The organism is Pseudoalteromonas sp. OFAV1 (assembly GCF_021532595.1).
Lineage (GTDB): Bacteria > Pseudomonadota > Gammaproteobacteria > Enterobacterales > Alteromonadaceae > Pseudoalteromonas > Pseudoalteromonas lipolytica_C.
In genome coordinates this window covers 190,331-209,563 of sequence record NZ_JAKGBG010000003.1, presented here as the reverse complement: position 1 = coordinate 209,563, position 19,233 = coordinate 190,331, and the positions used below count along the sequence as shown (strand labels likewise).

The following is a 19,233-nucleotide window of genomic DNA, read 5'->3' as shown; positions in this document are numbered from 1 at the left end:
ATGTCTAAACCTTCTTTACATAAAGGTCGGCCAATTCACCCTAGTGAAGCAGTGGATGAACTTCTTGAAAACTGGCCAATTCCTGATGTTGCACAAGACACCAGAAAGTTGGCTGGACGTTCAACTGCCTATGGTACGCCTTTAGCTGACATGTACCGCAAGGAGCGTCAAAAACAAGCGGTAGAAGAACAGCCCGAAGAGCCGGAAATTCCTGCTCTGACCATGGCAGAGCTTGAAAAAATTCGCCAAGATGCTTACGAGGAAGGGCTTAAGCAAGGTCATGAGCAAGGTTATATTGATGGCTTTGAAAAAGGGGCTCATGAAGGCAAAGAAGCAGGCTTCAAAGAAGGCGTTGAACTAGGCAAAGAGCAAGGCCAAGAAGAAATAAAGCCAATTTTAGAAGAGCAGTTAACTACACTGAGAAGTTTGCTTGATAGCTTATCTCAACCATTAGCAAAAGTTGATGAAAGTGCAGAGAAGCAGTTGGTGCAGTTAGCGGTCATGCTAACTGAGGTATTAGTTTACCAAGAAATTAAAACTTCACCAGAAGTCATCTTGCATGCATTAAAGCAGGCCATTGACGCATTAGGCGAAGAACAAGCGAAAGTACGTATTCACTTACATCCTGATGACATAGCATTAATTACACAAAGTTATGGCGAACAAACTATTGCAGATAATCACTGGCAGTTAGTTGCAGAGCCGACCTTAGAACGTGGTGGTTGTGAAATTAAAACCCCGCAGTCGTCTTTGGATATGACAGTTAAAACTCGCGTCAAAGAAACGTTGGAAAACTTTTTGCATAGCAGTGGTATATAACATTTATTAGGCTCTTTATGAGTACTCACGCAATGACCCTTAGCGATCGTTTAAAACGCTACGAAAAACATATCAAATCCCCAAAACCAGCTGTTGCTGGTATTTTGACGCGTGTTGTTGGTTTAACACTCGAAGCGAAAGGGCTCAGAGCGCCGGTTGGTAGTCAATGTAAAATTGAGACGATAAATGGCTTTGTTGATGCAGAAGTGGTTGGCTTTAACGACCAAACTTTGTATTTAATGCCCAATGACCATATTTCTGGTGTGTTGCCTGGGGCACGAGTGATCCCACAGATGAATGAAACTGGTTTACCTGTGGGTATGAGTTTGCTTGGGCGTGTCGTTGATGGTCTTGGTCGTCCACTCGATGGTTTAGGGGCGATTAATGCTGAGCACCATCTTAAATTTGCTCAAAATTCCATAAACCCCCTTGCAAGACGTCCAATTAGCCAGCCTATGGATGTAGGTGTACGGGCTATCAACTCTGTTATTACCGTAGGTCAAGGCCAGCGTATGGGGCTATTTGCAGGCTCTGGTGTTGGTAAGTCAGTGCTACTTGGGATGATGACACGTGGCTCTGAGGCTGATGTGATTGTGGTCGGTTTGGTGGGTGAACGTGGCCGCGAGGTAAAAGAATTTATTGAAGAGATTTTAGGTGTTGAAGGTCGTAAACGTTCAGTTGTAGTAGCTGCTCCGGCCGATGCTTCACCATTAATGCGTTTAAAAGGTTGCGAAAGTGCAGTAACCATTGCTGAATATTTTCGTGATCAAGGTCTTAACGTATTGTTGTTACTGGACTCTGTTACCCGTTATGCCATGGCACAACGTGAAATCGCTTTAGCGGTTGGCGAGCCGCCTGCAACCAAAGGTTACCCGCCTTCAGTATTTGCTAAACTGCCTGCGCTGGTGGAGCGTGCTGGTAATGGTGGTGAAGGGCAAGGTGCGATTACGGCATTTTTCACCGTGCTCAGTGAGGGCGATGATATGCAAGACCCAATTGCAGACTCTGCCCGTGCTATTTTAGATGGTCACATTGTTTTATCTCGGGATTTAGCCGACAGTGGTCATTACCCGGCTATTGATATCGAAAAATCAATTTCACGTGTTATGCCACAGGTTGTTTCAGAAGCGCATATGCAGCAAGCGCGAGTGCTTAAGCAAGTGTATTCAATGTATCAACAGAACAAAGACATGATCACGTTAGGGGCCTATCAAAAAGGCACCGACCCTATGCTCGACCAAGCAATCAATATGATGCCGCGAGTCAATCAATTCCTTCAGCAAGGCATGAAAGACGTTATTAGTTATGATGATGGTCTGCAAGGTCTTGCGCAGTTATTAGGACAAGGCTAATGGCTAAAAGTAAACTTGATTTATTGTTAAAACTTGAGAGCGATAAAGAAGAATCGTTACGTATGGATTACTTAAAAGCGCAGCAGCACTTACAAAGTAATCAACAAAAACTGCAAGGGCTAAATAACTTTCGCATGGAGTATTCTCAGCAGTTACATTTGAAAGGGCGCTCAGGTTTGTCTAGCGCTGGGTTTAGCCAATACCATGCCTTTATTGCCAAAATAGAAGAAGCGATTCGCCAGCAAGCAAGCACTGTTAATACTGCAAAGCAAGTTGTTACGCAGCGCAAAGCCTTGTGGTTAAAACAGCAAGTGAAAGCAAAAGCGGTGGCAAAGTTAATTGAGAAACAAGCTGAAAAGCAAGCGATGCTAGTGGCAAAAGCGGAGCAAAAAATGTTGGACGAATTTGCTTCAAATCAGTTTTATCAACGTCAGCTTAAAAACGCACTTCTCTAAAATCCTAACCTTTTTAGGCATGTTAATTGCATTTACTTAATCAGAAGCATTAATTTTGGCACTTGCGGCGGCAAATTGCCTCTTTCTTTTTAGGTGAATTATGGCGATCAGTGATATCAATTTGCAGGTTAAAACTGAGCAAGGTACTGGTTTTTCTAGCAAAGAGACGGAGTCTTACGATACAGCTTCAGGGTTACGCTTTTTAACGTCATTAACAGAAGCAAGTGAAGCGGCAAATGCCCAAACAACCTCTCAATCTAAAAATGACAACGAGTATTCTCGTCTTGAAAAAAGTGAGCAAGAGTCTGAAGAGCTGACTGTCGATACAGACAATGACCACGAATCAGCCACAGCAGATGAAAGCGATAGCAAAAAGAATACGAATGAGACTGTAACAAAAGAGCAAGATGAGTCACAAACAGACTCAAGCCTAAATGAAGAAAACTCATTACTTTCGCAAATTAATGCAGCCCAAGCGATGAGTACACGGGTTAATAAACTTATTGAAGATAATGAGTTAGGCGATGATGTAACTGCTAAAAAGCCAGTCTCTGGTGATTCTGTTACTCCAATAATTCCATCACCAATGAACTCTATGTCTGATGCTGATAAGTCTGCTGGCAATTCTGATATCAACAATACTGCTGCGAGCGTATTACATAAATCAAAAGTTGCGACAGCTGTCGATAATCAGTTAAAAGCTGGTACTGAAATACCGCAGAAAGATGCAAAAACGTCTGATACTGATAGCCCATTAATCGATAAAAAACTGACTGTTTCTGCAGCTGATACGCCAAATACAGTGCCGCAACAGTCAGAATCAGCTAAAGAGACAAAAGCAAACCTCTCGGAAAAAAATAGCCTTAATAGTCTGTTAAAGGCTACGGGAGAGGCTGATGCTCAAAAACCAACATCAGCACAGCTCGCCGCTCAAAATAACCAAGCTAGTGTCGCAAGCTCAGTGGTTGCAGAAGTCACTAATGCCAAAACTGCTTCCTCTACTGAGCAAAACCTTGATTCACCTAAAGTTAACCAAGGGATAGAAAATTCTGTAACAGATAAATCAATTATCAGTTTGTTTGCTAAGGTGCAAAGCGGTGATGGTAAAGCTGTCAGTGAATTTGCAAAAGGTTTATCACTTACCCACGAGCAGCAACAACAGCTTGAACAACAAATTAATCAGTTAAAGACAGATCACAAGTTAGACTCAAAAGACGCTGAAACTATTAAAAACTTGCTTACAGAATTGATGAACAAAACTACACCGTTGCAAGTCACGCAAAATCAAGCCTCACAATTAACGGCTGATGAGTCGCAAATACAGCAAGATGTTAAGTTATCTGAGCAAAAAACAAGTGACTTTAAATTGCCTGTAGGTGTTGAAAAGCAACTGGCTGCATTGACAAAAGATGAGCAACAAGCGCTGTTGAACAAGGTTAATGCACAACTACAAACAGTCACAGCTGGTACTAGCCAATTTGAAAAACTAACAGCAGCTAAGGCTTGGCTTTCAGAGGCTGTTAACACTACCGAGAAAACAAATCTAACTACGCCGGTTACTTCAGCCAATGCAAGCGCGGTAGAGAATAGTAATACAACACCTACGCGAGCTGAAAAGTTAGCCCCTGCGGTAGGTAACGTAAATAATTCTGAAGAGTCATCAGCTGAGCAAGATATTAAGCTTAATGCTGAACGTTCGCAGGAGGTTAGTACCCCGCGAGTTACTCAGTTATTAAATCAGTTAACGTCGCCTGTGGCGACGTCGATTCAGCCAACAGCACATGATATTGCTCAGCATCATCATGAAAATGCAATAGATGCGCATATTATGCAGACGCAAACAACTCAGCAAGCACAGAGCAAGTCGGTGAGTGTAGATCCTGGGGTTATGCAAGCGATTAATATCATTAAAAGTGATGCCGCGAAAATGCTTCAGGAACGAGTCAGTGCTTTGTTAAATATTAATAATAAAGAAGCTGAAATCCGTCTTGATCCGCCTGAAATGGGCAGTATGCAAATACGTATCCGCAGTGACGCAGAGCAGGCACAAATAAACTTTGTAGTACAAAACCAGCAAGCTAAAGAAGCGCTTGAACAATCTATGCCGCGACTACGCGAAATGCTTGCTCAGCAGGGAATAGAGCTAGGTGAAAGTAGTATTCAGCAAGGTAGCCCTGAGCAGCAGGATGGAGAGCCTGGTCAAGGCCAGTTAGCTGGTAATCAGCACAATGAAGAGCAGCAACAAGAGGTAACAGCACAAAGTGCAGAAACTTCTCGACAACAATCTTCATCATCAATAGATTACTATGCATAAGTCCTGCTATTATAAGAAATAAAATAGTTACAATGAGTATATTTCCTAACTGTTGTAACGCTTAAGGAAGTGACAATGGCCGAAGAAGCAAATTTAGAAATAGAAGATACAGGTAAAGGTAAAAAGAAGCTCATAATTATCATTGCTGCGGTCGTTGTGATAGTGGCTGCTGCAGCAGGCTACTTTTTATTTATGGGTGGTGAAGAACCAGTAGAAAGTCTTGCCGACGAAACAACGGCAGCAGAAGCCGCGGCACCTTCAAGTTCTGCTGAAATTGGCTCTGCTTTGTATGTTGCTATGCCTCGTCCTTTTGTTTTCAATGTACCGGGCGCTAGTCGTGACCGTATTGTGCAAATTAAAGTGCAGCTTTTAGTACGTGGCGAAGTAAATGAAGAAACGGCTAAAAAGCATATTCCACTCATTGAAAGTACCTTATTAAGCGTACTGTCAACAACGACAGCGGATGAGCTAGGTACCAGTGAAGGTAAAGAGTCTGTTCGTGTTGCAGCACTTGAAAAAGTGCAATCTGCTTTAAATGATGTGGAAGGCAGCAAAGTGATCGAGCGGGTACTGTTTACCGGCTTTGTGATGCAATAAGGGGTCAGCGTGAGCGATTTATTATCTCAAGACGAAATTGATGCGCTCTTACATGGTGTTGATGAAGTCGATGAGGAAGATATTCACGAAGGTGATGACTTAGACAGTAATACACTGCAATATGATTTTTCTTCACAAGATCGTATCGTACGTGGTCGAATGCCGACGCTGGAAATCGTGAATGAACGTTTTGCGCGTCACATGCGCATTAGCTTATTCAATATGATGCGCCGCACCGCTGAAGTCTCGATTAACGGCGTACAAATGATCAAATTCGGTGAATATATTCATACCTTATTTGTTCCTACAAGCTTGAATATGGTGCGTTTTCGTCCGTTAAAAGGCACAGGGCTTATCACCATGGAAGCACGCTTGGTGTTTATTTTGGTGGATAACTTCTTTGGGGGTGATGGTCGTTACCATGCTAAAATTGAAGGCCGCGAATTTACCCCAACAGAACGCCGTATCGTGCAAATGCTGCTTAAAATTATCTTCGAAGATTATAAAGAAGCATGGGCGCCGGTAATGGATGTGTCGTTTGAGTATTTAGACTCAGAAGTAAACCCAGCCATGGCCAATATCGTTAGCCCAACAGAAGTGGTTGTTATCAGTTCATTTCACATTGAACTTGATGGCGGTGGTGGTGATTTTCACATCGCCTTGCCTTACTCAATGCTTGAACCTATCCGTGAATTACTTGATGCCGGTGTGCAATCAGATACAGAAGATACTGATTTACGCTGGAGTAAAGCACTGCGCGACGAAATTATGGATGTTGAGGTTGACTTATCAACACAGCTTCTCGAAATAGATTTAACGCTACAGCAGATTATGGAGCTTAAAGCGGGTGATATTATTCCGGTTGAAATGCCAGAGCATATCACTGTGTTTGTTGAAGAGTTACCGACATTTAGAGCAAAAATGGGCCGCTCTAGAGATAATGTTGCTCTACAAATTAGCGAAAAAATTAAACGCCCTGAATCAGTTAAGTCTGAGCTTCATGTGTTCACAAAAGGTGGCAAAAAACTGGATTCAGATGCAGAATTAGCAGAACTAGAAGAAGATCTACACCTTTCTGATGGTGTCGATTTAGACTGGTAGTCGATTTATAAGGTTAAATATAATGAGTGATGATCAAGATACAATGGACGAATGGGCTGCGGCCTTAGCCGAAGCTGAGGAAGCCGAAAATGCCACAAGTGATGCTTCTGTGGCAGAGCTTGATGAATTAAAAGATGAAAGGCATGAGCTCTCAAGTGACGAAAAACGAAAGCTTGATACCATCTTAGACATTCCGGTGACTATTTCGATGGAGGTCGGTCGTTCAAAAATCAATATTCGTAACTTATTGCAATTAAACCAAGGTTCTGTGGTTGAACTTGATCGGGTTGCAGGTGAACCGCTTGATGTGTTGGTTAATGGTACGCTAATTGCGCATGGTGAAGTGGTCGTTGTAAACGACAAGTTTGGTATTCGCTTAACGGATGTGATTAGCCAAGTAGAGCGTATTAAAAAGTTACGATGAACGCACTTATCGCTTTATCGAGTGCGTCGAGCACTGTGTTTCCAACGGCATCACCGACGGCAGATCTTCTGTCTATGGTGATGTCTTTGCTTTTGGTGTTGGTTGTTATTATTGGATTAGCCTTTTTTGTAAAAAAGCTTAATCCGAATCTCGCTAACAGTGATGAGTTTAAAGTTGTCCGAAGTTTACCGTTAGGCTCACGTGAGCGATTAATGGTAATTGAAATAGATAACGCTCAACACTTAATTGGTGTGACACCTCACAGTATTAATTACTTACATAAGCTTGAAACACCCTTAAAAGAAAAAGAATTGCCAGAACTAGCAAAACGATTTGGCAAACTATTAAACCCACAATCACCTTCTAATAAAAAGAATTAACGCTATGATCAAGTGGCTCGTTATTTTAGCAAGTGTGTTGTTTTTACCTTCCGTCAATGCAGAAGGTGTCGAAGCGCTCACTATCACCACTAACCCTGATGGCTCGCAAGATTACTCGGTAACGCTGCAAGTGTTAGCGATTATGACTGCGCTGAGCTTCATTCCTGCCGCAGTCATCATGATGACCTCATTTACACGTATCATAGTTGTACTTGCTATTTTGCGTCAGGCTATTGGTTTACAACAAACTCCATCGAATCAGATATTGCTTGGTATGTCACTGTTCTTAAGTATTTTTATAATGGCTCCTATCTATCAGCAGGTAAACGAACGTGCAATTGAGCCTTATTTAAATGAACAGGTTACTTCTACACAAGCATTGGAGCTTGCAAAAGAGCCAATGAAAGCTTTTATGCTCTCGCAAGTTCGCATAAAAGATTTAGAAACCTTCGCAAAAATTGCCGGCTACGATAAATTAGATTCACCAGAAGATACCCCGCTAATTGTTTTAATTCCTGCGTTTGTTACCAGCGAATTGCAAACGGCCTTTATCATTGGTTTTATGTTCTTCATCCCGTTTTTGATAGTTGATTTAGTTGTCGCCTCGGTATTAATGGCCATGGGTATGATGATGCTCTCACCTATGATTGTGTCCTTACCCTTTAAGATTATGCTGTTTGTGCTAGTAGATGGTTGGAGCCTTGTGATGGGCACATTGGCGAAGAGCTTTGGGCTTGGGGTGTAGCCATGCAATTACAAGCACATAATTAGGTAGGAGAGACAAAATGGAACCAGAAATTTTTGTCGATATACTCAGTGACGCGCTGTTTTTAGTCATAAAGTTAGTGTCAGCAATCGTGGTGCCAGGCTTATTAGTTGGTCTTGTAGTGGCAGTTTTCCAAGCGGCAACATCAATCAATGAGCAAACCTTAAGCTTCTTACCGCGTTTGTTAATTACCATAAGTGCACTTATTATCGGGGGCCATTGGTTTACTCAAGAGCTTATGGATTACTTTACGCGTTTAGTGATGTCGATACCGGAGATTGCAGGCTAAATGGAGTTTCCATTTGCAGTCATAATTCAATGGCTCAGTGATTTTCTACTGCCGTTGGTCCGCATAAGCTCAATGATCATGATTATGGCTGGTCTTGGCGCGAAAAACGTTCCCACACGAATTAAACTAGGTTTAGCTATTGTAGTAACGTTTGTTGCTGTACCTATGTTGCCGCAGGCAAGCTTTAATAATCTTTTCTCATTTGAAATGATATTAGTCGTGATACAGCAAATGCTGATTGGTGTTGCGATTGGCTTTGCTTCAGTCTTACTGCTCAATACCTTTGTTCTTGCCGGACAAATACTAGCAATGCAAACCGGTCTTGGTTTTGCGTCGGTCGTTGACCCGTCAAACGGTATGAATGTTCCAGCAGTGGGCCAGTTTTATCTCATTTTGGCTACTTTGCTGTTCTTTGTGTTTAACGGTCATTTGATGATGATTCAAATGGTTATTCATAGCTTTGAGGTATTGCCAATCGATGGTAATTGGTGGGCAGTGGATCATTACTGGGATATCGTTACTTGGGGCGGTTGGATGTTTACCACAGCCTTAGTACTTGCCTTGGCACCACTAACAGCTATGCTGGTTATTAACATGTCGTTTGGTGTAATGACCCGTGCAGCACCGCAACTTAATATCTTTTCTATAGGTTTCCCGTTTACTCTTGTTGCTGGGCTTGTGATTATTTGGGCAACGCTTGGTAACTTTATGACTCAGTTTGAGTTTCAGTGGTTAAAAATGGTTGAGTTAATGTGCAGCCTTGTTGGTTGTACACCTTAGGAGCGAGCCATGGCTGAAGATTCAGGTCAAGAAAAAACCGAAGAACCCACCGGGAAAAAAATAGAAGATGCCAAGAAAAAAGGCCAAGTAGCGCGCTCAAAAGAGCTCGGCACTATGTTTGTACTTATTTTCTCAGCAATTTCGTTACTAATTTATGGTCCTGAAATCGGCAAAGGTTTGTACAACATTATGGGCCGATTATTGAGCCTGAATCGCAATGAAACCTACGACACAACTAAAATGTTCTCTGTGTGGGGAATTGTTGCTGATGCGTTGATTTTCCCTATGGCGATGTTCGTTTTTATCATTGTCATTGCTGGTTTTATAGGAAATACCTTGCTAGGCGGATTTAATTTTAGCTGGGAAGCCGCAGCACCAAAAGCGAGTAAAATGTCGCCTGCGAAAGGTATTAAACGTATGCTTGGCCCTCAAGCTGGCGTAGAGCTTGTTAAATCCATTTTGAAGTTTGCAGTGGTTGCAGGCTTTGCGGTGTTTTTAATTAATACCTTTTTTGATGAAATACTTCATTTGAGCCAAGAAAGCGCACCCAGTAATTTTATTCATGCGCTTGAGATCCTCTCTTGGATGTTTTTAGGATTGACCTGCACATTGATAATCATCGCAGCGATTGATGCTCCATATCAAAGCCACAAGCATCATAAAGAGCTGAAAATGACCCTACAAGAAGTAAAAGACGAATACAAAAACTCAGAGGGTGACCCACAAATTAAAGCGCGTATTCGCCGTACACAGCGTGAAATGTCGCAAAGGCGCATGATGCAAGATGTCCCCGATGCCGATGTTATTGTTACCAACCCGACTCATTACTCTGTGGCGCTAAAATATGATACAGCCAAAGCCGGAGCGCCTATTGTGCTTGCTAAAGGGGTTGATGAACTTGCTATGCAAATTCGTAAGGTTGGTAAAGGAAACGATGTGCCTATTGTTGAGTCTCCAATGCTTACTCGTGCGCTTTATCACACCACCGATGTGGGCCAGCAAATTCCGGATCAGCTGTTCACTGCAGTTGCTCAGGTTCTCGCTTATGTATTCCAGTTAAAACGCTTCCAAAAAGGGCGTGGTAAACGGCCTGTTCCACTCGACAAAAAGTTACCGATTCCAGATGGTTACAAATATTAATTCCTAGCCATATAACTTGGAATAGTTATTGCAAATTCCGTGTAGTGTCAATTTTTTGAAATTGTTGAATTATGGAATTTAAAGCGGTATTACAACAACTTAACAGAGATAAAAAAGAATATGCTAAGGGTGTCGGTACGCCACTGCTGGTACTTGCAGCCTTGGGTATGGTTATTTTACCCCTGCCTCCATTTCTTTTAGATATTCTTTTTTCGTTTAATATCGCGTTAGCTCTAGTGGTGTTACTTGTTACTGTGTACACCATGAAACCGCTTGAGTTTGGTATGTTCCCAGCGGTACTTCTGATTGCAACCATCATGCGCTTAGCACTGAATGTAGCCAGTACCCGTGTGGTATTGCTTGAAGGTCATAATGGTGGGGACGCTGCGGGTAAAGTAATCGAGGCCTTTGGCTCGGTGGTTATCGGTGGTAACTATGCGGTTGGTTTAGTCGTCTTCCTTATTCTTATCATCATTAACTTTGTGGTTATCACTAAAGGTGCTGGCCGTATTTCTGAAGTGTCAGCTCGTTTCACCCTTGACGCAATGCCAGGTAAACAAATGGCAATTGATGCTGACTTAAACGCTGGTTTCATTAGTGCTGAACAAGCCCGTGAACGCCGTGAAGAAGTAACTCGCGAAGCCGATTTCTATGGCTCGATGGATGGTGCGAGTAAATTCGTAAAAGGTGATGCGATTGCTGGTATTGTCATCTTGGTTATTAACATTGTTGGTGGTTTATTTGTTGGTATGATCCAGCATGATCTTACTTTTGGTCGAGCAATGGAAGTTTACACTCTTCTAACCATTGGTGATGGTCTTGTTGCGCAATTACCTTCGCTATTATTATCAATCGGCACCGCGATTGTTGTAACCCGTCAAAATGAATCGCACAACATGGGCGATCAGTTTAAAACGCAATTGGGTAATGAAAAATCGTTATTCATTGCCTCTGGTATCCTAATCATTATGGGCTTAGTACCGGGCATGCCACATATTGCATTTTTAAGCTTAGGTGCATTGTTAGGTTATTTAGCGTATTACACGCAACAGCAAAAACTTAAAGCTGCAGCTGAGAAAGCAGAGCAAGAAGCTAATGGCGGTGCACCGGGTACGGGTGTTGCTAACAAACAAGAACAAAAAGAACTTGGCTGGGATGATGTACAGCAAGTTGATGTGATTGGTTTAGAAGTAGGTTATCGCTTAATTCCACTTGTTGACCAATCTCAAGGTGGTGAACTGTTAAATCGTATCAAAGGTGTGCGTAAAAAGCTGTCTCAGGAGCTTGGCTTCTTGGTGCCTCCTGTGCACATTCGCGATAACTTAGAACTTGACCCTAACGCTTACAGAATCACGATGATGGGTGTTTCAAGCGGCGAGGGCGAGCTTAAGCATGGCGATGAGCTCGCGATCAATCCTGGTCAAGTATTTGGCCCAATCAAAGGCGTGGCTACTAAAGACCCTGCATTTGGTTTAGATGCGGTATGGATCAAACCAGATCAAAAAGATGAAGCGCAATCATTAGGCTACACCGTAGTCGACTCAGCAACTGTTGTTGCGACTCATATTAGTCAGTTACTTACTAACAGTGCAGCGTTACTACTTGGCCATGAAGAAGTGCAAAACTTATTAGATATGTTAGCGAAGAGTCATCCTCGTTTGGTTGAAGGACTGGTTCCTGACGTATTACCACTCACAACAATCGTAAAAGTGCTACAAAATTTACTAAACGAAGGGGTGGCAATTCGCGATATGCGCTCAATTGTACAGACCCTTGTTGAATATGGCCCACGTAGCCAAGACCCTGATGTACTAACGGCTGCAGTGCGAATTTCACTGCGCAGACTAATTGTTCAAGACGCCGTTGGTATGTCTTCAGAAATCCCTGTCATAACCTTGGCGCCTGAGTTGGAACAGATGTTGCATCAGTCACTTCAGAATGCAGGTGACGAAGGTGCCGGAATTGAGCCAGGCCTTGCAGAGCGACTTCAACAATCATTGAACGAAGCGCATCAAAACCAAGAAATGGCCGGTGAACCTTCGATACTGTTAACGTCAGGAATGTTACGTACTGTGTTATCTCGCTTCGTTAAGTACACCATCCCAGGTTTAAGGGTGATGTCTTACCAAGAGGTACCAGACGAAAGACAGATTAAGATTGTCAGCTCAGTAGGCCAACAATAGGATAGTAAAGGGGTTGAACCATGAAAATTAAACGTTTTTTTGCCAAAGATATGCGTACAGCACTCAAGGAAGTGAAAGACGAGTTAGGTGTTGATGCGGTAATTATGTCAAACAAAAAGCTAGCCAACGGCGTTGAAATCGTTGCAGCTGTTGATTATGACAAAGCAGCCCCGAAAGCAGAAGCAAACCCAGCGCCAGTGCAATCAGCACCTGCGCCACAGCATAACTTCGTCAAACCTGAGCCAATGCGTGCCAAGCCTGAGCCGCAAGCAAAAGTTGCCGATAGCTTACAAGCGTTACTAGAGCGTCAAGCCCCACGCCCTCGTTCGCCAGAGCTGGCGTCAATGTTCAGTCAGTCAGGTATTGATACGAGTGAACACTATCAACCTAAAGAGCAAAGTTATGATCAACCTCGTCCTGAATATGCTCCAAAACCACGCTATCAAGAGCAAGCTGCTCCACGTATGCAAACACAAGCGCACAGTTTAGGTTTTGATGATGACTTAGACTCAGGGTTTGATGATCTTGATACACCTACAGAGCGCAAACAAGCAGCGCCGGCAAACCAATCTGAAATTGCGACAATGCGCGAAGAAATGAATGCCATTCGTCAATTACTTGAACATCAAGTATCAGGCTTAATGCAACAAGATATGGCGCGTCGCGATCCGACTCGTGCGTGTATGATTGACCGTTTAGCTGGTATGGGTATTGAGCGTGACGTTGCAGAGCAAATGGCCTGTTTTATTCCTGACGATGTATCACGTCAACAAGCTTGGCAAGCACTTCTGCAAATGGTTGAAAACCAAATGCATACAACGAATAACGAAATCCTGCGTCAAGGTGGTGTATTCGCTTTAGTTGGCCCTACAGGTGTTGGTAAAACAACCACTGTTGCAAAACTCGCAGCACTTGGTGCACAAAAATATGGTGCCGATAAAGTGGCGCTTATCACGACTGATACTTACCGTATTGGTGCCTACGAGCAACTTGCAACTTATGGCCGTATTATTGGTTGTGGTGTGAAGCAAGTAAAAGATGCCAATGAATTGGCTGAAGTGCTATACCATTTACGAAATAAGCGTCTAGTATTAATAGACACTGCAGGTATGAGCCAACGTGATTTACGCTTAACTGAGCAACTTAATACCTTAATGCGTAATCAGCGAGTTGATATTCGTAGTTATTTAGTGTTGAGTGCTACAGCACAAATTAATGTGCTACAAGAAACCGTAAGACACTTTAAAAAGGTTCAGCTAAGTGGCTGTATCTTCACTAAATTGGATGAATCGTTGAGTTTAGGTGAGATTATTAGCATAGCGATTCAAAATCGCCTGCCAATAGGGTATCTTACTAATGGTCAGCGTGTTCCAGAAGATATTCGCGTAGCGAATGCTGAAAAACTAGTGAAAAAAGCTGAACAATTGTATTTAAAACGAGCAAAAGCACAACATTCACGACGTCAAGCAGTAGCGTCGAACACAGTAGGGATGTATGATTAACACAGTATTAGATCAAGCAAGCGGCCTGCGCAAAATGAATCAAAATAATAATAGTGGCGTTAAAGTTATCGCTGTTACTGGCGGCAAAGGTGGTGTGGGCAAAACGAATGTATCACTCAACACTGCAATTGCATTAGGTCAGCAAGGAAACCGCGTATTAGTATTGGATGCCGATTTAGGATTGGCAAACTGCGACGTGATGCTTGGTTTACGTGTTGAACGTAATTTATCTCATGTTTTATCTGGCGAATGTGAGCTTGATGAAATTCTTGTAGAAGGCCCTGCTGGTATTAAAATTGTGCCAGCAACGTCTGGCTCGCAAAGCATGGTGGAGTTAACTCCTTCTGAGCATGCAGGCCTTATTCGCGCTTTTAGCGAATTAAACACCGAGTTTGATATTTTAATTGTCGATACCGCCGCAGGTATTTCGGACATGGTATTAAGCTTTTCACGTGCAGCACAAGATGTCGTTGTGGTTGTATGTGATGAACCTACCTCAATTACAGATGCCTACGCGCTTATTAAAGTGTTAAGCCGAGAGCATGGTGTATATAAATTTAAAATTGTTGCCAACATGGTGCGTAGCATGCGTGAAGGGCAAGAATTATTTGCTAAACTTTCAAAAGTAACGGATCGTTTTTTAGATGTTTCTATGGAATTAGTCGCAACGATTCCCTATGACGAAAATATGCGTAAATCTACGCGACGTCAAAAGGTTATCGTTGAGTTATTTCCAAACTCACCAGCAGCGGTGGCGTTTAAAACATTAGCAACGAAAGCAGTTAAGTGGCCGATCCCTAACCAACCGTCTGGTCACTTAGAATTTTTTATTGAGAAACTAGTAAACGGCTAACTATGACAACATCGGTGAATAAAGCGATGGGATATCAATCAGCACAGAATTTAAATGCGATTGTTGAAAAGCACGCCTCTTTAGTCAAAAAAGTGGCGTGTCATTTGATTGCTCGTTTACCTGCTAGTGTTCAGCTCGATGATTTAATTCAGTCAGGCATGATCGGCCTTATTGAGGCGTCAAAAAACTTCGACGCTAGTAAAGGTGCAAGTTTTGAAACCTTTGCAGGTATCAGAATTCGCGGTGCAATGCTTGATGAAATCCGTCGAGGCGATTGGGCACCACGCTCTGTGCATCGAAATGCACGTCTAGTCGCAGAAACAATTGCTGAATTAGAAAGTACCCTAAACCGCGAGCCCAAAGACACAGAAGTTGCTGAAAAACTTGATATTACACTAGATGAGTACCATCATATTCTACATGACGTTAATTCTAGTAAAGTATTAGGTATCGAGGATTTAGGTGTTGATGAAGACGTAATAACACCAATGGGTCATGATTTAGCACTAGACAAACCGTTTAATAACGTTAAAAATGAGCGGTTTAACCAGTCTCTATTAACGGCTATCCAATCGTTACCAGAAAGAGATGCCCTTGTTTTGTCTTTGTATTACAACGATGAAATGAACTTGAAAGAAATAGGACACATACTCGATGTTAGCGAGTCGCGTGTGAGTCAAATACATGGTCAGGCGATGATTAAGCTCAAAGCAAAAATCAATGACTGGATTAATTAGTAGTAAGTAAATATAGGTTCAAACCTCACCGGAGGATGTTTTGGATAAAAACATGAAGATTCTTGTTGTTGACGATTTTTCTACAATGAGACGTATCATTAAAAATCTATTAAGGGATTTAGGTTTTACCAATGTGCAGGAAGCTGATGATGGTTCAACAGCATTACCAATGCTACAAAATCAAGAATTTGATTTTGTTGTAACAGATTGGAATATGCCTGGCATGCAAGGTATTGACTTGTTACGTGCTATACGTGCCGATGATAGCCTTAAACACATTCCTGTTTTAATGGTAACAGCTGAAGCGAAAAAAGAACAAATTGTTGCTGCTGCTCAAGCAGGTGTTAATGGCTACATTGTTAAACCATTTACTGCTGCGACACTTAAAACCAAATTGGAAAAAGTGTTTGAACGTTTAGGTTAATCTAAGGGGAGAGGCTTATGTCAGCACCTGCTGCGCCTCATATAAGTTTAGAGCAAGCTCGTCAACTTGTTGAGTATCTTGAAAAAGGTGAACAAGAAAAGGCAGATAAGCTAATTCTTGAAGCCGCATCAAAAGAACAATCAGAGTTGTTTGCCGAAGTCGGTAAATTGACGCGTCAACTGCATGAAGCGTTAAAGAACTTTGATCTTGATACTCGTCTCGCCGATTTAACTACCGATGCGATACCCGACGCTAAACAGCGATTAAACTATGTCATGGAAATGACAGAAAATGCAGCAAATAAAACCATGGATGCTGTTGAGGCAAGTTTACCTATTGCACAACAACTTGCTGATGAAATTGCAACAATCAAGCCCACGTGGGATCGATTGATGAACCGAGAAATTGAGCTTGGTGAGTTTAAAACCTTATGCCATAGCTTAGATAAGTTCATGAACAACTCTCATGCTAAAACTGATGAATTACAAGGCTTGATGACCAATGTGCTTATGGCACAAGACTACCAAGATTTAACTGGTCAGGTAATTCGCCGTGTTATTGAACTAGTACGAGAAGTTGAAGACAGTTTAATTAATCTCTTAACTGTATTCGGCAGTCAAGAAGATGGTCAGCAAAAACAAGAAAAACAGGCCACAGAACAAGCACCTGCAACAAGCGATACGCTAGCAGGTCCTGAAGGGCCAATTATTGATGCAGAGTCACGTGATGATGTTGTCTCAGGACAAGATGAAGTTGATGACCTATTATCAAGTTTGGGCTTCTAAGAGGAGAGTAACTGCATGAGCTTTGAAGTCGATGAAGATATTTTACAGGATTTCCTTGTTGAAGCAGGGGAAATTCTAGAGCTTTTGTCAGAACAATTGGTTCAGCTTGAGAACAACCCAGAAGACAAAGACTTACTTAACGCAATTTTTAGAGGTTTCCACACTGTAAAAGGTGGGGCAGGTTTCTTGAGTATGACAGAGCTTGTTGACGCTTGTCATGGTGCAGAAAATGTCTTCGATTTACTTCGCCAAGGTGTGCGTAGTGTAACACCTGAATTAATGGATGTTATTCTTCAAGCTCTTGATACCATCAACGAAATGTTCTCAACTATTCAAAATCGTGAGCAACCAGAGCCTGCCGATCCTGCTCTACTTGATGTACTTCATAAGTTAAGTCAGCCACCAACAGCAGAAGAGCTTGCAGGAGAAGACACAAGTGTTATTGAAGACACAACCCCTGCACCTGAAGAGCCAGTAGTAGAAGAACCTGTTGTTGATACCACTGATGTAACAGCCGACATAAACACTGATAATATTGATGAAAGCGACCCGTTTGCTTTTGATATGCTATTTGATGGTGGTGGTTTAGCCCAAGAGAGTGCTTCACAGAATATTGATGAAATCACTGAAGACGAATTTGAAAGTTTACTTGATGAGTTACATGGTAAAGGTCAAGGACCTGCAGCTGCAACTCTCGATTCAAGCAGCAATGATAGTGATGACATTACCGACGATGAGTTTGATAGCTTATTAGACGAACTTCATGGTGTGGGAAGTTTTGGTGAAGTTAAACAACCCGATACCCCTCAACCTGAAGCTCCAAAACCTGCTGTTCCTAGCACCACCAGTGTAAGTAGTGATGGTGATGACGAGATCAGTGATGATGAATTTGAAGCATTACTTGACGAATTACATGGCAAAGGGAGTGCACCAAAGTCACTTGAAAGCACCCCAACAGCCGCACCGAACGTAGAGCCAAAGAAACCAACGCAAGCAGAGAAACCTGTTGCTAAAGCTGCGCCACAACAAGCTGCACCGAGTAAACCAGCAGCACCAAGTAAAGCGACTCCTGCACCAGCTAAAGCGCCTGAGTCTGCTGCTGCACCGAAAAAAGCGCCGCCACCTCAGGCCGAAACCACTGTACGTGTTGATACAAAACGCCTAGATGAAATTATGAACATGGTGGGCGAGCTTGTATTAGTGCGCAATCGATTAGTGAGCCTTGCTAATAACACAAACAGTGAGTCAATGGGCAAAGCTATTTCAAACCTTGATGTGGTTACAGCAGACTTGCAAGGTGCGGTTATGAAAACCCGCATGCAACCAATTAAAAAGGTATTTGGTCGCTTCCCTCGCGTAGTACGAGACTTAGCACGTAGCTTGAAAAAAGATATTAATCTGCAGCTGGTTGGTGAAGAAACAGATTTAGATAAAAACCTTGTAGAAGCGTTAGCAGATCCATTGGTGCACTTAGTGCGTAACTCTGTTGACCATGGTATTGAAATGCCAGAAGTGCGTGAAGCTGCGGGTAAACCTCGCACAGGTACTGTTACTTTATCGGCATCTCAAGAAGGTGACCATATCTTACTGACCATTCGTGATGATGGTGCAGGTATGGATGCTGAAAAGCTGAAGAAAATAGCGATTAGCAAAGGGGTTATTGACCATGATCAAGCAAGTCGTTTATCTGACACCGAGGCTTATAATCTAATTTTTGCACCGGGTTTCTCAACGAAAGAAGAGATCTCTGACATTTCAGGCCGTGGTGTAGGCATGGATGTAGTAAAAACGAAGATCACCCAGCTTAATGGCTCGGTTAATATCCAATCAGAATTGGGAGTAGGTACTGCGCTTGAAATCAAGGTGCCATTAACACTGGCTATCTTACCGACCCTTATGGTTGTGGTTGGTGAGCAAACTTTCGCATTACCACTTGCAGGTGTTAGCGAAATTTTCCATCTTGATTTAACTAAAACTAACGTTGTTGATGGTCAGCTAACAATTATTGTGCGTAAAAAAGCGATTCCGCTTTTCTATTTACAACACTGGTTAGTGAAAGGAGCCAACCGCCAAGAGCGAAAAGCAGAAGGTCACGTGGTGATTGTGCAAATTGGTACCAAGCAAGTAGGGTTTGTTGTTGACTCATTGATTGGTCAAGAAGAGGTCGTAATTAAACCTCTTGATGCATTACTTCAAGGTACACCTGGTATGGCTGGTGCAACAATCACATCAGATGGTGGCATTGCGTTAATTTTAGATGTACCGAGTATGCTCAAGCACTACGTTGGCTAATAAGAAATAGTAATTTGCAGCCAATAGGCTGCATTAAATA

The 19,233-nt window shown here is 42.5% G+C and carries 19 protein-coding genes; all 19 read left to right on the top strand.

Annotated features, from left to right (window positions below):
* Complete coding sequence (gene fliH, locus L1267_RS03140) at window positions 1-819, top strand: flagellar assembly protein FliH (protein ID WP_135923860.1); 819 nt, start codon at window positions 1-3, stop codon at window positions 817-819.
* A 32-nt stretch (window positions 820-851) separates the two neighbouring features.
* Window positions 852-2,171 carry a flagellar protein export ATPase FliI gene (gene fliI / locus L1267_RS03135; protein ID WP_442960547.1) on the top strand — a complete coding sequence of 440 codons (1,320 nt, stop codon included), beginning with the start codon at window positions 852-854 and terminating at the stop codon, window positions 2,169-2,171.
* Entirely contained in the window at window positions 2,171-2,626 is a 456-nt protein-coding gene (gene fliJ, locus L1267_RS03130) for a flagellar export protein FliJ (protein ID WP_063706592.1), read from the top strand. Before fliI ends, fliJ begins: the two co-directional genes overlap by 1 nt.
* Before the next feature lie 100 nt (window positions 2,627-2,726).
* Window positions 2,727-4,940 carry a flagellar hook-length control protein FliK gene (locus L1267_RS03125; RefSeq protein WP_235382072.1) on the top strand — a complete coding sequence of 738 codons (2,214 nt, stop codon included), beginning with the start codon at window positions 2,727-2,729 and terminating at the stop codon, window positions 4,938-4,940.
* A 75-nt stretch (window positions 4,941-5,015) separates the two neighbouring features.
* Window positions 5,016-5,537 carry a flagellar basal body-associated protein FliL gene (gene fliL / locus L1267_RS03120; protein ID WP_135923863.1) on the top strand — a complete coding sequence of 174 codons (522 nt, stop codon included), beginning with the start codon at window positions 5,016-5,018 and terminating at the stop codon, window positions 5,535-5,537.
* Between the two features lie 9 nt (window positions 5,538-5,546).
* On the top strand, window positions 5,547-6,638 hold the full coding sequence (fliM, locus tag L1267_RS03115) for a flagellar motor switch protein FliM (RefSeq protein WP_135923864.1): 1,092 nt from the start codon (window positions 5,547-5,549) through the stop codon (window positions 6,636-6,638).
* A gap of 22 nt (window positions 6,639-6,660) precedes the next feature.
* On the top strand, window positions 6,661-7,062 hold the full coding sequence (gene fliN / locus L1267_RS03110) for a flagellar motor switch protein FliN (protein WP_135923865.1): 402 nt from the start codon (window positions 6,661-6,663) through the stop codon (window positions 7,060-7,062).
* On the top strand, window positions 7,059-7,442 hold the full coding sequence (gene fliO, locus L1267_RS03105) for a flagellar biosynthetic protein FliO (protein ID WP_135923866.1): 384 nt from the start codon (window positions 7,059-7,061) through the stop codon (window positions 7,440-7,442). Before fliN ends, fliO begins: the two co-directional genes overlap by 4 nt.
* Window positions 7,443-7,446: 4 nt before the next feature.
* Window positions 7,447-8,187, top strand: a complete 741-nt coding sequence (gene fliP, locus L1267_RS03100) for a flagellar type III secretion system pore protein FliP (RefSeq protein WP_135923867.1) — start codon at window positions 7,447-7,449, stop codon at window positions 8,185-8,187.
* Between the two features lie 40 nt (window positions 8,188-8,227).
* On the top strand, window positions 8,228-8,497 hold the full coding sequence (gene fliQ, locus L1267_RS03095) for a flagellar biosynthesis protein FliQ (protein WP_054553264.1): 270 nt from the start codon (window positions 8,228-8,230) through the stop codon (window positions 8,495-8,497).
* The gene (gene fliR / locus L1267_RS03090) at window positions 8,498-9,277 is read left to right on the top strand and encodes a flagellar biosynthetic protein FliR (RefSeq protein WP_135923868.1); all 780 of its coding nucleotides are present in this window, start codon (window positions 8,498-8,500) and stop codon (window positions 9,275-9,277) included. It abuts the gene before it with no gap.
* A gap of 9 nt (window positions 9,278-9,286) precedes the next feature.
* Entirely contained in the window at window positions 9,287-10,417 is a 1,131-nt protein-coding gene (flhB, locus tag L1267_RS03085; RefSeq protein WP_135923869.1) for a flagellar biosynthesis protein FlhB, read from the top strand.
* 71 nt (window positions 10,418-10,488) lie between these two features.
* Entirely contained in the window at window positions 10,489-12,600 is a 2,112-nt protein-coding gene (gene flhA / locus L1267_RS03080; RefSeq protein ID WP_235382071.1) for a flagellar biosynthesis protein FlhA, read from the top strand.
* 20 nt (window positions 12,601-12,620) lie between these two features.
* Window positions 12,621-14,102 carry a flagellar biosynthesis protein FlhF gene (gene flhF, locus L1267_RS03075; protein ID WP_135923871.1) on the top strand — a complete coding sequence of 494 codons (1,482 nt, stop codon included), beginning with the start codon at window positions 12,621-12,623 and terminating at the stop codon, window positions 14,100-14,102.
* The gene (locus L1267_RS03070) at window positions 14,095-14,955 is read left to right on the top strand and encodes a MinD/ParA family ATP-binding protein (RefSeq protein WP_135923872.1); all 861 of its coding nucleotides are present in this window, start codon (window positions 14,095-14,097) and stop codon (window positions 14,953-14,955) included. The genes flhF and L1267_RS03070 overlap by 8 nt, the downstream gene beginning before the upstream one ends.
* A gap of 26 nt (window positions 14,956-14,981) precedes the next feature.
* On the top strand, window positions 14,982-15,692 hold the full coding sequence (locus L1267_RS03065) for an RNA polymerase sigma factor FliA (protein WP_135926251.1): 711 nt from the start codon (window positions 14,982-14,984) through the stop codon (window positions 15,690-15,692).
* Between the two features lie 40 nt (window positions 15,693-15,732).
* Window positions 15,733-16,116 carry a chemotaxis response regulator CheY gene (cheY, locus tag L1267_RS03060; protein WP_016708035.1) on the top strand — a complete coding sequence of 128 codons (384 nt, stop codon included), beginning with the start codon at window positions 15,733-15,735 and terminating at the stop codon, window positions 16,114-16,116.
* Window positions 16,117-16,133: 17 nt separating this feature from the next.
* A complete protein-coding gene (locus tag L1267_RS03055) occupies window positions 16,134-16,901 on the top strand; it encodes a protein phosphatase CheZ (protein ID WP_138557430.1) in 768 nt (255 codons plus the stop codon).
* A gap of 15 nt (window positions 16,902-16,916) precedes the next feature.
* Window positions 16,917-19,193 (top strand): chemotaxis protein CheA, encoded by a 2,277-nt coding sequence (locus L1267_RS03050; protein ID WP_235382070.1) that lies wholly within the window; start codon window positions 16,917-16,919, stop codon window positions 19,191-19,193.
* The last annotated feature ends 40 nt before the right edge of the window (window positions 19,194-19,233 follow it).